This is a genomic window from Stenotrophomonas sp. FW305-C-20-S1 (genome assembly GCF_058783335.1).
In genome coordinates, this window is the sequence record NZ_JBYTEK010000001.1 from 37,570 (window position 1) to 50,547 (window position 12,978).

A 12,978-nucleotide genomic window follows, 5' to 3' on the forward strand; every position below is an offset into this window, starting at 1 on the left:
CAGCTCGACTCCCCAGTGCCGGGCCAGCCTCAGCTGGCCTTGCCCTGTGCATCCAGGTAACGCTCTGCGTCCAGTGCGGCCATGCAACCGAAGCCGGCCGAGGTGATCGCCTGGCGATAGTGCTGGTCGGCCACGTCGCCGGCGGCGAACACGCCTTCCACCGAGGTCTGGGTGGCGTTGCCGCCCAAGCCCGAACGGATTTCCAGGTAGCCGTTGTTCATGGTCAGCTGGCCGTCGAACAGCTGGGTGTTCGGGTGGTGGCCGATGGCCACGAAGAAGCCGTGCGCGTCGATGTCGCGGGTGCTGCCGTCCAGGGTCGACTTCACGCGCACACCGGTCACGCCGGCCTCGTTGCCCAGCACTTCCTCCACCTGATGGTGCCAGACGGTTTCGATCTTGCCGGCTTCAACCTTGGCGAACAGCTTGTCCTGCATGATCTTTTCCGCCTTCAGGGTGTCGCGGCGGTGGACCAGGTAGACCTTGCGGGCGATGTTGGACAGGTACAGCGCTTCTTCCACGGCGGTGTTGCCGCCGCCGACCACGACCACGTCCTGGTCACGGTAGAAGAAGCCGTCGCAGGTGGCGCAGGCGGAGACGCCGCGGCCCTTGAACTCGTCTTCGGTCGGGATGCCCAGGTACTTGGCGGTCGCGCCGGTGGAGATGATCAGGGCGTCACAGGTGTATTCGTGACTGTCGCCGATCAGCTTGAACGGGCGCTGAGACAGGTCCGCGGTATGGATGTGGTCGAAGATGACCTCGGTCTCGAAGCGCTCTGCGTGCGCCTGCATGCGCGCCATCAGGTCCGGGCCCATCAGGCCATGGGCGTCACCCGGCCAGTTGTCCACTTCGGTGGTGGTCATCAGCTGGCCACCCTGCTGCAGGCCGGTGATGACGACCGGCTTCAGGTTGGCGCGGGCAGCGTAGACGGCAGCGGTCCAGCCGGCCGGGCCGGAACCGAGGATGACAAGACGCTGGTGGCGGGAGGGCAGGCTGGTGCTCATGTAGACTCGCGAAAAGGTAGATGGGACAAGGCGCGGCGATGTTTGCACAGCATCCTTGGCTGGTCATAGAGTGGCGGCTGGGGCAGGGCGATTCAAGCCGATGAACAGAACAGCGCCATCCACGGGCGGTTTCAGGCCCCGTCCTCGCTTGTGCGGCAACGGATAACTGAAAACTGACGCCGTCTCGTTTATTATCAAACACTAACAGCGCATTCCAAAGGTATGGTCTAAGGTGGCGAAGCAGGTCCCCGAACGCTCCAAGTCCGACGACAAAAAGGCATCGCGTCGCTCGGCGGCAGCGGCCACGACCGACAACCCACGCCGTCAGCGCCTGTGGCGCGACCTGGGTCTGATCGCCATCGCGCCGGCGCTGCTGTATCTGGCTGCCAGCCTTTTCACCTATTCAGCGACGGACCCGGGCTGGTCACACACCGGCAGCGTGGTTGCGCCGGTACACAACATGGGCGGCCGCGCGGGCGCGTGGATCGCCGACGTGCTGCTGCAGCTGTTCGGCTACATCGCCTTCCTGCTGCCGGTGGTGCTGGGCGCGCTGGCCTGGATCGCAATGTTCGGCCTCAAACGTGAGAGCAAGGGCGAGAACGATCTGGACCCCGCGTTGCGGCTGGTCGGCCTGGTCGGCTTCCTGATCGCCGGCACCGGTTTCCTGCACGTGCGCCTGTTCAGTGGCGACGTGTCCCATGCAGGCGGCATTCTCGGCAAGCTGGTCGGCAATTCGCTCAGCGTGGGCTTTGGTGCGCTGGGGGCAAACCTGTTCGTGCTGGTGCTGCTGCTGGCCTCGATCACCCTGGCCACGGGCCTGTCCTGGTTCGTGGTGATGGAGAAGATCGGTCGCGGCGTGATGTCGCTGGCACCGTTGCTGGAGCGCAAGAAGGAGCAGGCCACCGAATGGCAGCAGACCCGCGTCCTGCGCGAGGAACGCCAGGAAGTGCGCAAGGCCGATGCCGAAGTGCGTGCCAAGCGCGAGCCGGTGAAGATCGAGCCGCGCCCGGAGCCGGTGATCGAAAAGAGCGACCGGGCCAAGCGCGACAACCAGATCCCGATGTTCCGTGGCGTCAATGGCGACGGCTCGGACCTGCCGCCGCTGGCCCTGCTGGATGATCCCAAGCCGCAGCCCGTGGGCTATGACAAGGACACCCTGGACGCGCTGTCGCGGCAGATCGAGTTCAAGCTCAAGGACTTCCGCATCGATGCACAGGTGGTCGGCGCCAATCCCGGTCCGGTCATCACCCGCTTCGAGATCGAGCCGGCGCCGGGCATCAAGGTCAGCCAGATCAGTTCGCTGGACAAGGACATCGCCCGCGGCCTGTCGGTCAAGTCGGTGCGTGTGGTCGATGTGATCCCGGGCAAGTCGGTGATCGGCCTGGAAATCCCCAACGTCACCCGCGAGATGATCTACCTGTCCGAGCTGCTGCGCTCGAAGGAGTACGACAAGTCGGCCAGTTCGCTGACCCTCGCGCTGGGCAAGGACATCGCCGGTCGCTCGACCGTGGCCGACCTGGCGCGCATGCCGCACCTGCTGGTGGCCGGCACCACCGGTTCGGGCAAGTCGGTGGCGGTCAACGCGATGGTGCTGAGCCTGCTGTTCAAGGCGTCGCCGAAAGACCTGCGGATGCTGATGATCGACCCGAAGATGCTCGAACTGAGCGTCTACCAGGGCATTCCGCATCTGCTGGCGCCGGTGGTCACCGACATGAAGGAGGCCGCCAACGGCCTGCGCTGGTGCGTGGCCGAGATGGAGCGCCGCTACAAGCTGATGAGCGCGGTGGGCGTGCGCAACCTGGCCGGCTTCAACAAGAAGGTGAAGGACGCCCAGGACGCCGGCCAGCCGATGATGGACCCGCTGTTCAAGCCGAACCCGGAGCTGGGCGAGGCGCCGCGCCCGCTGGAGACGCTGCCGTTCATCGTCATCTTCATCGACGAATTCGCCGACATGATGATGATCGTCGGCAAGAAGGTCGAAGAACTGATCGCGCGACTGGCGCAGAAGGCGCGTGCGGCCGGCATCCACCTGATCCTGGCCACCCAGCGCCCGTCGGTGGATGTCATCACCGGCCTGATCAAGGCCAACATTCCAACCCGCATCGCCTTTCAGGTCAGCTCGAAGATCGATTCGCGCACCATCCTCGACCAGTCCGGCGCCGAGACGCTGCTCGGTCACGGCGACATGCTGTACCTGCCGCCGGGCACGGCGATGCCCGAGCGTGTGCACGGCGCCTTCGTGTCCGATGAGGAAGTGCATCGCGTGGTCGAGCACCTCAAGGCAATGGGGCCGGCGGACTATGTCGACGGCGTGCTGGACGAAGTACAGACGATGGGCGATGGCGTGGTGGTCGGTGCGACCGGCCTGCCGGAGACCAGTTCCGGCGGCGGCGATGAGTCCGACCCGCTGTACGACGAAGCGCTGCGCGTGGTCACCGAGACCCGCCGCGCGTCGATTTCCGGTGTGCAGCGTCGCCTGAAGATCGGCTACAACCGCGCGGCGCGACTGATCGAGGCCATGGAAGCGGCCGGTGTGGTCAGTCCGCCCGAGCACAACGGCGACCGCACGGTGCTGGCACCGCCCCCGCCGAAGTAAGCCAAGCCCTGCCGCATTCCCGACGTCCAAGGAACCGACGCATGCTTCAACCCGTTTCCTGCGCGCTGGCGCTGGCCTGCCTTCTGGCAGCCGGCCCGGCGCTGGCCGACGCCGCCGCGACGGCTGTACCCGCAGTCGCGCCACCGTCCACCGGCAGCGATGCCGAGGCCAGCAACAACTTCAGCTTTGTACGTTATCGCGCCGACTACCAGGTGCGCGCCGATGCCGGCAACGTGCAGACTGAAACCTACGAAATCCTGCTCAAGACCAAGGCAGCGGTGGAGCAGTTCAGCCAGGTGCGGTTGAGCTACAGCGAGAAGATGGAGACGCTGGATGTGGTCAACGCCTATACGCTGACCGCCGACGGCCAGCGCCGCGAAGTGCCGGCCGATCGCATCTACACCCAGGAAAGCTATTCCAGTGCCTCGGCGGCGATGTATGCCGACCGCAAGGTGCGGGTGATCGTGTTCCCGAACCTGGCGCCGGGCACGCGGCTGTTCTACCAGGTGCGCCGGACCCAGCTGACGCCCTATTTCCCGGGCTACTTCGGCCTGTGGGAAACCTTCAATGTGTTCACCCAGTACGACGATGCCGAAGTGACCCTCAGCGCGCCGGCCAATCTGCCCATGTTCGTGGACAGCCGTGGCGTGCAGGGCAGTGACCGACCGGTGGTGAAGAACGGCCAGGCGCAATGGCGCTGGCGCTACCAGCGCCGCGAGCCGATGCAGGCGCAGAACTGGTCGGCGGCGGTGTGGGAGTTCGGGCCGAACATCATGGCCAGCACCTATCGCGACTGGGCGCAGATGGGCCGCGCCTATCAACTCAAAGCAGGGCCGGCCGCACAGGTCACCCCGGAGATCCAGGCGCTGGCTGATGAAGTCACCGCCGGCATCAGCGACCGTCGCGCGCAGGCCGATGCGCTGTACCGCTGGGTGGCGCAGAACATCCGCTACGTGGCGGTGTACCTGGGCAATGGCGGCCTGGAGCCGAACAGTGCGCAGAGCATCCTCGACAACCACTATGGCGACTGCAAGGACCACGTAACGATCCTCGAGGCGCTGCTGGCGGCCAAGGGCATCACCAGTTCGCCGGTGCTGATCGGTGCCGGTGGCGGCCCGACGCTGCCGAAGATTCCGCTGCTGGGCCGCTTCAACCACGCCATCACCTACGTGCCCGAGTTCGACCTGTACCTGGATTCGACCAGTGCCTGGGCGCGCTTCGGCCAGCTGCCCGATGGCGACCTTGGCGCGCCGGTGCTGCACACCCGCGATGCCACCCTCGCACGCACGCCGGCCAATGATCCGCAGCGCAACGCCACGGTGATGGATGTGCGCTTCACCTTCGACGCGCAGGGCAACCTGCGTGGCGAGACAGTGCCGCAGCTGAGCGACAACGCCGAGATCGGCATGCGCGCGCAGTTCGCCCAGCTCAATGCACAGAACCGGGCGCGCGCTGAAGAATCGATCATGGCCGCGTCCGGTTTCGATGGCCGCGGCCAGCTGCAGCTGCAGGGTGTGCCGGTCGACCTGACCCGGCCGTTTGGCTATCGCATGGCGTTCCAGGCCGAGGACTACGTGGACTTCGACGTGGCCGGCGGCATGGCCGTGCCCGATCCGCCCGGTGGTGAATCGGTGCGCGGGCTGTATGCCAGCGCCTCGGCGCCGGACAACGAGACGCCGTTCTACTGCAATGCCAGCCTGCGCGAGGAAACCTATCGCCTGCAGTTCCCGGCCAATGCCCCGATCATCGCGATTCCGCGCAGCCAGCGGTTTGCCAATGCGGCCGGCGAGTACCGGGTCGACTGGAGCCGGCAGGGCCAGGAAGTGACCGTGCATCACCGCCTGCAGCAGAACGCGGTGCGCGGCGCCGAGGCGCTGTGCCAGCCGCAGGACTATGCCGCGTTCCGAGCACTGTTCCGCGAGGTACGCCGCGGCTTCCGTGGCCAGGTGCTGTACGGCAAGCTGCCGGCCGCTGGCGGCTGAATCGCCGATCAGCGATCAGGGCGTCATAATGGCGTCCTGATCGCCCATTCATCTTTCGCCGGGCACACTGGCACCCAACTTTCCTGGCCGCGCGCCCACAGGATCCCTGCATGAACCTTCGCCTCCGCCGTTTCCTTGCCACCACCACCCTGGCCGTGGCCTGCGCCGCTACCGGCAGCGCCTGGGCCGGCGCCCGTGATGACCTGAAAACCTTCACCACCGGCCTGAAGGGCCTGGATGGGCAGTTCAGCCAGCAGGTGTTCGACAGCCGCGGCAAGGTCAAGGAATCCACCAGTGGTCGCGTCGCTTTGTCGGCACCGCGCCTGTTCCGTTGGGAATACGTGCGCCCGCACGAGCAGCTGATCGTGGCTGACGGCAAGAAGGTGTGGATGTTCGAGCCGGACCTGGAGCAGGCGACCGTGCGCGAGCAGGGCAAGGAAGAGCAGAACAGCCCGCTGACCGCGCTGATCAACCCGGCGCTGCTGGAGCAGCAGTACGACGTGAGCGAAGAGGCCGCCACCCGCGATGGCCTGCAGTGGCTGTCGCTGTCGCCGAAGCGCGAGACCGAAGCCAGCTTCCAGTACGCCGCGCTGGGCTTCAACGCGCAGGGCCTGGCGAAGATGGAAATCACCGACGCCGTGGGCCAGCGCACCGTGATCAGCTTCAGCGGCTGGAAGCGCAACCCCAGCTTCGCCGCCAACACGTTCCGCTTCACCCCGCCGGCCGGTACCGACGTCATCGGCAACTGATCGCAGTCGCCGGGCATGGCCCGGCGCTACCGTGGCCCGACCTGACGCGCTCTGGTAGGTGTCAACCTTGGTTGACACGCTTTCGGCCGGCTCATCCGTTGTCTGGGTGAACAATGACCTGCCACGCAGCGCCATCAAATCGCATCAGGTCCCAGGGCGTCAGCACCCACAGCGTGCTGCCGACGGAACTAATGTCAACGATCGTCGCATTTCTCAGTTCTTCGGGGATGCCTTCTAGCAAGGGTTCAACCAAGCCAGTGACGAGGCTGTAGACGTACAACCCTTCATTTTCCGTGCCTATATAGATCTTCTGCTCGTGCTGGCAGGCTGAATTGAAATTGACCTCTTCGCCTACGTCGTGGCGCAGGCACTCAAATCCAGTGGAAATGTCGCCCGTAATGATGGTGCCTTCCGTGCCGACAAAGACGAGGCGACCCTGGTCAGTTCTGCAGGCATGAAACAGCTCCGCAGTGGTGACTTGCTCGGGCAGTGTCCAGTTCAAGCCATCCCAATGCGCAATCAGGCCATCAGAGCCGATTGCGTATAGGTCTGCTAAGCCGGTTCCGCAGAGGTCGTTCACGCTGGCCACGTCAAAACTGGCGAGCAACTCCCTGTACGCAGGGTCCTTGCGGCCCTCAGCAATCTGGTTGCGCGTTTCGTCGAACTTCCGGCGCAGCTCGGCCTCACGCTTCGCCGGATCAGTGGGTAGTGCGGCAGCGCCGTCAAGTTCAAATATGTGGCCGCAATACAAAAGCCACGTTTCGAAATCCATCGAATCAAGATCGTCCTCGAGGCTCCTGCGCTCGGGTGCGGGGAAGTGAGTGGGAAGTTGCTTCCACCCAGCCTCGTTGCGGTGATAGATCATTCCGTGCACACCGCAGCAGAAAAGATCTTCACCCAGCTGCCGAATGCGGGTCAGGCCGCCTGTATCTGCCTTAATGCGCTCAATCGTGGCGCCAGCGCGGGTGTAGTCTTCCAGCTGTCCCCAGTAGTCCAGCGCAAGCACCCGCCGCGGGCCACTGTTGTCTTCTGCTGGGATGAATAGCGTGGACATGACCTGGAAGTCCGGCAGGTCGTGATGGAACCATCCTTCCTGAGGTACCCGACCAAAGACGAACATTCGGGTGGGCGGGCCGGGATCTGGATCGTAGTACTCATGGCCTGGGCCGAGGGCGGCAGCCAGGTAGTAGATGTCCGCGTCGACAGCGCAGCCGGCAACGAACTCAAGGACATTGGATTCGGGATCGCGCACGCGTAGGTCCTGGATGGTTGAGTTCCGAATTCTCGGTTGTTGGAGACGGCGCGTGGTGCTGAGGAGAGGTAAGCCCCGCTGAATCAGTGGCTTACCATTGGATTTGCTTCGGCGGTTACGGCCCATTTCCGACAGTTTCCGAGGTTGCCGGCCAGCGGCCGGCACTACCGTTCATGGTCCGCCGGGCATGGCCCGGCGCTACCTCCCTGGTGGGTGCCAACCTTGGTTGGCATGCTCTCGCGGTACAATGACCGCGTGCCAAGACATCGCTCCACTTCATTCCCCGGCCCCGATCTGCTGAGTGTCGATCGGGAACACATGCGCCCGCTGGCCGAGCGCATGCGCCCCCGCACCCTGGATGAGATGGTCGGGCAGAAGCGTCTACTCGCGCCAGAGAGCGCGTTGCGCCGCGCCGTCGAAGCCGGACGCGTGCATTCGATGATCCTGTGGGGACCGCCCGGTTGCGGCAAGACCACGCTGGCACTGCTGCTGGCTGAATACTCCGACGCCGAATTCCGTGCCATTTCCGCCGTGCTGTCCGGCCTGCCGGAGGTGCGCCAGGTGCTGGCAGAGGCCGCGCAGCGCTTCGCCGAAGGTCGTCGCACCGTGCTGTTCGTCGATGAAGTGCACCGCTTCAACAAAGCGCAGCAGGATGCGTTCCTGCCGCACATCGAGCGCGGCACCATCCTGTTTGTTGGTGCAACCACCGAGAACCCGTCGTTCGAGTTGAACTCGGCGCTGCTGTCGCGTTGCCGCGTGCACGTGCTGGAAGGTGTTTCGCCAACCGACATCGTCGAAGCGCTGGAACGTGCGCTGGGTGACCGTGAGCGTGGCCTCGGCGAGGAACGCATCGAAGTCGCGCCCGAGCTGCTGCTGGAAATCGCCACCGCCGCTGATGGCGACGTCCGCCGTGCGCTGACCCTGCTGGAAATCGCCGCCGAGCTGGCGGGCGGGGAGGGCGGGCGCATCACCCCGCAGACGCTGACCCAGGTGTTGGCCGACCGCACTCGCCGCTTCGACAAGGGCGGCGAGCAGTTCTACGACCAGATCTCGGCGCTGCACAAGTCCGTGCGCAGCTCCAATCCCGATGCCGCCTTGTACTGGCTCACGCGCATGCTCGACGGCGGCTGTGATCCCTCGTATCTGGCGCGCCGGCTGACCCGCATGGCCATCGAGGACATCGGCCTGGCCGATCCTCGCGCGCAGAGCATGGCGCTGGAAGCGTGGGACATCTACGAGCGGCTCGGCAGCCCGGAAGGCGAGCTCGCCTTCGCGCAGCTGGTGCTGTACCTGGCCAGCACCGCCAAGTCGAATGCCGGCTATGCCGCCTTCAACCAGGCCAAGGCCGATGTGCGCGACAGTGGTACCGAAGAAGTGCCGCTGCACCTGCGCAATGCACCGACCAAGTTGATGAAGGAGCTGGGCTACGGTGCCGAGTACCAGTACGACCATGATGCCGAGGGTGGCATTGCGCTGGATCAGACCGGTTTCCCCGATGCGATGGGCGAGCGGGTGTATTACAACCCGGTGCCGCGTGGGCTGGAGATCAAGCTGAAGGAAAAACTGGATCGCCTGCGCGCCGAGCGTGAGGCGGCGAGGGCGGCCAAGGGCGCGTAGTCGTCTGCGTGTGGCAAGGCGGCGCATTGCTCCGCCCGCATGCATTTGGCAGACTGCGCGGCTTGTTTTTCAAGGAACGATGCCGTGCAGGAAATGATTCTGCCGTTGAAGCGCTACGCCCAGTTCGAAGGCCGCGCCAACCGCCGCGAGTACTGGATGTTCCAGCTGTTCCTGCTGCTTGCGGGAGCCGCGGTATGCGTGATTGCGCTGACAGTGGCGCTCGTTGCCGGCCTCGTGCTGGAAGCCGATTCCAGCTGGATGGCCGGGATCACGATCGGCGCGGTGGCACTGGTGGGCGCGCTCTGGCTGGCCACGATCGTGCCGCTGATCGCGGTGACCGTGCGCCGCCTGCATGACTGCAACCAGTCAGGGTGGCTGTACCTGCTGGCGCTGGTGCCGGGCGGTGGTGTGGTGATCCTGATCTTTGCGCTGCTGCCGGGTACGCCGCAGGACAACCCGTACGGTCCGGTGCCCGCCGGCCCCTGAGTCAACGGGTTTCGGCCCGATGCAACGAAGCCGGCCCAGGGCCGGCTTCGTCGTTTCTGCGCTGCTGTCAGCAGTGCCAAGCTGATTACTGCAGAACGCAGTCGCCCAACGCCAGATAGTCCGATCCCGAACTGAACTGCAGCGTGCAGCTGGCGGTGAAGGTGACGCCGTCCTCCATCGCTGCGAGCTTGGCGTTCTGCTCGTCGTCGGAGGCGGTCAGGCGGGCCAGTACCTGGCCATCCTCATCGCCCGCCTCAAGGACCGGCTCGCCCTGCAGGTTGCTGGAAGCGCCCAGGCTCACCGCCGTGAACTGCACGGTCTGGTTGAGCTGTTCCAGCCCGAGGGAGGAATAGCCGGCCTCTTCATAGGCCGAATACAGCCCGGCCAGGCTCGGCGCGGCATGGCCGGCCAGCGGGGCGAGAAGGCCGGCGACGAGTGCGATCAGTACTTTGTGCTTCAAGGGGTTCTCACAATCATGGGATCCGATCCCATGGCGGTTGTGGAGCTGATGGGCAGGGGCCAGGCAGGCACCCGCAAGGGCGGGGCGATTCCTGCGCCCCGATGGCAGGCAAAGTAGATGAACCCGGACTTCCGGTGCAAGCGCTGGCGTACGCACTGTCGCGCGCGTGATACATAGCGTGACGTTTGATCGATGTGATAATCATTCGCGTTTAAGGTAGACTGCGGTCCCTTGTGAACCGGTGGCCGTGTGCCGCTTTCGCCGTCACTGATGAAGTCTTCCGTCCTGCCTCCGCGCCGCGGCCCGCTGCTGTCCGGCCTGGCCGCCTTGATGATAGGCCTGCTCCTGGCTACCCCGTACGCATACGCGCAGCAACGCAATCCGCTGCAGAAGATGGGCCAGACCGTGCTTGATGCACCGGCGGCCAGCTATCGCTTCGAGCGTTTCGTGATCGACAGCCCCGATCAGCAGCGCCGCTGGCGGGTGAATGTGGCGATTCCGGCCAAGGCCCCCAAGGCGCCATCGCCGGTGCTGTACGCACTGGACGGCAACGCCGTGGCGATGGTGCTGGACCAGCCGCTGCTGGCCGAGCTGGCCGCACGCAAGGCGCCGCCGGTGCTGGTGCTGATCGGCTACGACAACGACCTGCGCATCGATTCGGCGTCGCGCACCCGCGACTACACCGCATGGATCGATCGCGCCGATGATGAAAGCGGCAGGACGCAGGTTGTCGGCGGCGGCGCAGCGGCCTTCCTGGACATGATCGAGCGTCGCATCAAGCCCGAAGTGGAACGCCGCGCCAACATCGATCGCCAGCAGCAGGCCCTGTGGGGCCATTCGCTGGGCGGCCTGTTCGTGCTCAGCAGCCTGTACACCCGTCCGGCCGCCTTCCAGTACTACCTCAGTTCCAGTCCGTCATTGTGGTGGAGCCAGGGTGCGCCGCTGGGTGACATCGAGCAGCAGTTCGTGCAGAACGTGCATGGCCAGCCAGCAAAGGTGTGGCTGATGCTGGGCGGTGCCGAGCGCGTCGGCGACCGTGGCAAGCGCGACATGAGCAATCCGCGCGTGGTCGCGCATCTGCGCCGCATTGGTGGCGCCACTCCGGATGCGGCGATGCAGCTGTCCGAGCGCCTGGGCAAGGTGCCGGGGCTGAGCGTGCAGTACCGCGAGTTCCCAGGCCTGGGCCATGGCCCGATGCTGCCGGCGTCCTTCCACGCGGCGCTGCACGAGCTTTATGGCGTGACCGACCGCAGCGCCGCCGACGGCCAGCCGGCCGGTGGAGACAACGCCGCCGAATGACCCCCTCGCACGGCAGTGCCGTGCGACCCCACTACCCAGGCGGACTGTCGATGTGCAGCGGCCAAGGCAACCGATGAATCCCGCGCCACCAGGCGCGGCCTACGTGTGCAAGGAGCCTTCCATGTCATTCCGTCCGTCTTTCCGCCTCACTTCCCTGGCCGCCGGCCTGCTGCTGGCAGTGACCGCCAGCGCACAGCCGGTGTTCGACCAGCCGGCCAGCGCTACCTTCAAGGGCCAGGTTGTCTCACGCGGTGAGAACGTGGTTCCCGGCAGCACCGCCGATGTCACCGGCCGCGGCTTCGTGCCGGGCCAGCAGGTCAGCCTGCTGCGTGGCGATACCGTGCTCAACAGCCAGCCGGTGGTGGTCGATGCCGATGGCAACTTCAAGACCCAGCTGGCCATTCCGGCCGACGCCGTGCCGGGTACCCATCCGGTGGTGGTGCGCGCCAGCCAGCCGGCCGCCGCAGCCGTGCTGAAGCTGCGTGTGTCGCCGCAGCTGCCGCTGTCGGGCCAGGCGAAGTTCGCCACCCAGTCCAACAAGCTGGTGCCGGGCCTGTACCAGTCGGCCTACAGTGCTGCCAGCAATGCCGTGTTCGTGACCTCGGCCGTCGGCCGCCCGCCGGTCACCCAGTCGCAGCTGCTGAAACTGGACCCGAAGTCGCTGAAGGTGACCAAGGCCATCACCCCGGCGCAGGTGCCGGGCAGCACCAACGGTGCGGTGTTCGCGGTGTATGGCGTGGGCGTCGATGATGCCAATGGCAATGTCTGGGTCAGCAACACCCGCCAGGACACCGTGGCTGTCTATCGCCAGGCAGACTTGTCGCTGGTCCACCAGTTCCCGGTCGGCGCCGTGCCGCACGCCCGCGACGTGGTGGTCGACAGCACGCACGGCAAGGTGTTCGCCTCGGCCGCCGGTGAGGACCATTTGTCGGTGTTCGATGCGAAGACGCTGAAGGCACTGGAGCCGATCACCCTGGCCTCCGGCGTGGATGACGAGAAGTTCGTGCCGATGAGCCTGGTGCTGGATGAGCCCAGCGGTAAACTGTTCACGGTCAGCATCGGTACGCCGGAAGCGGCGGTGATCGATGTGGCCAGCGGCAAGGTCGACAAGGTCATCGATCTGGGCAATTCGATCAGCGCTTCGGGCGTTGCCTTCGATGCCGAGCGCAACCGCCTCTACGTGGCCTCGCAGGGCACCGACAACCTGCTGATCGTCGACGTGGCCAGCGGCAAGGTCGTGCACGACGTGCCGGTCGGCGCCGGTGCACTGAACGTGGCCTTCGATGCGAAGAGTGGCCTGGCCTATGTCACCAATCGCGGTGCCGGCACCGTCACTGCCGTCGACCGTGATGGCAAGGTGGTCGGCAACCTCGATGGCGGCACCTTCCCAAATCACGTCCGCGCCGATGGCAAGGGCAATGTCTTCGCCGTGAACAAGTCGCGTGGCGCTGAAGATCCGAAGGGTGACCGCATCACCCGCATCAGCCTGCGCCAGCCGTAAGCCACAGGGCAGGGCGGCACCCCGCCGCCCTGCCA

At 65.6% G+C, this 12,978-nt stretch carries 10 protein-coding genes; 7 read left to right on the forward strand and 3 right to left on the reverse strand.

Annotated features, from left to right (window positions below; genetic code table 11):
- Nucleotides 1-29: 29 nt before the first annotated feature.
- Nucleotides 30-1,001, reverse strand: a complete 972-nt coding sequence (trxB, locus tag AC3WTC_RS00185; RefSeq protein WP_025877237.1) for a thioredoxin-disulfide reductase — start codon at nt 999-1,001, stop codon at nt 30-32.
- 232 nt (nt 1,002-1,233) lie between these two features.
- Between trxB and AC3WTC_RS00190 the strand changes: the two genes are divergently transcribed.
- From AC3WTC_RS00190 to lolA, 3 genes are all read left to right on the forward strand, one after another.
- The gene (locus AC3WTC_RS00190) at nt 1,234-3,597 is read left to right on the forward strand and encodes a DNA translocase FtsK (RefSeq protein WP_033831062.1); all 2,364 of its coding nucleotides are present in this window, start codon (nt 1,234-1,236) and stop codon (nt 3,595-3,597) included.
- Between the two features lie 41 nt (nt 3,598-3,638).
- A complete protein-coding gene (locus AC3WTC_RS00195; RefSeq protein WP_080148806.1) occupies nt 3,639-5,579 on the forward strand; it encodes a DUF3857 domain-containing protein in 1,941 nt (646 codons plus the stop codon).
- A 110-nt stretch (nt 5,580-5,689) separates the two neighbouring features.
- Nucleotides 5,690-6,328, forward strand: a complete 639-nt coding sequence (gene lolA, locus AC3WTC_RS00200; RefSeq protein WP_025877232.1) for an outer membrane lipoprotein periplasmic chaperone LolA — start codon at nt 5,690-5,692, stop codon at nt 6,326-6,328.
- A 91-nt stretch (nt 6,329-6,419) separates the two neighbouring features.
- On the opposite strand, the gene AC3WTC_RS00205 is transcribed toward lolA, so the two are convergent.
- Nucleotides 6,420-7,580 carry a hypothetical protein gene (locus AC3WTC_RS00205; RefSeq protein ID WP_080148805.1) on the reverse strand — a complete coding sequence of 387 codons (1,161 nt, stop codon included), beginning with the start codon at nt 7,578-7,580 and terminating at the stop codon, nt 6,420-6,422.
- A 231-nt stretch (nt 7,581-7,811) separates the two neighbouring features.
- Here AC3WTC_RS00205 and AC3WTC_RS00210 point away from each other — a divergent pair, with 231 nt between their 5' ends.
- Both AC3WTC_RS00210 and AC3WTC_RS00215 read left to right on the forward strand, forming a co-directional pair.
- The gene (locus AC3WTC_RS00210; protein ID WP_492709940.1) at nt 7,812-9,197 is read left to right on the forward strand and encodes a replication-associated recombination protein A; all 1,386 of its coding nucleotides are present in this window, start codon (nt 7,812-7,814) and stop codon (nt 9,195-9,197) included.
- Nucleotides 9,198-9,281: 84 nt separating this feature from the next.
- Nucleotides 9,282-9,683 (forward strand): DUF805 domain-containing protein, encoded by a 402-nt coding sequence (locus AC3WTC_RS00215; RefSeq protein ID WP_025877228.1) that lies wholly within the window; start codon nt 9,282-9,284, stop codon nt 9,681-9,683.
- A gap of 85 nt (nt 9,684-9,768) precedes the next feature.
- Here the strand turns inward: AC3WTC_RS00215 and AC3WTC_RS00220 are convergent, their stop codons facing one another.
- Entirely contained in the window at nt 9,769-10,143 is a 375-nt protein-coding gene (locus tag AC3WTC_RS00220; RefSeq protein WP_218789388.1) for a hypothetical protein, read from the reverse strand.
- Nucleotides 10,144-10,413: 270 nt separating this feature from the next.
- Between AC3WTC_RS00220 and AC3WTC_RS00225 the strand changes: the two genes are divergently transcribed.
- Nucleotides 10,414-11,442, forward strand: a complete 1,029-nt coding sequence (locus tag AC3WTC_RS00225; protein WP_492709943.1) for an alpha/beta hydrolase — start codon at nt 10,414-10,416, stop codon at nt 11,440-11,442.
- Between the two features lie 121 nt (nt 11,443-11,563).
- A complete protein-coding gene (locus AC3WTC_RS00230; protein ID WP_059064162.1) occupies nt 11,564-12,943 on the forward strand; it encodes a YncE family protein in 1,380 nt (459 codons plus the stop codon).
- Nucleotides 12,944-12,978 lie beyond the last annotated feature (35 nt).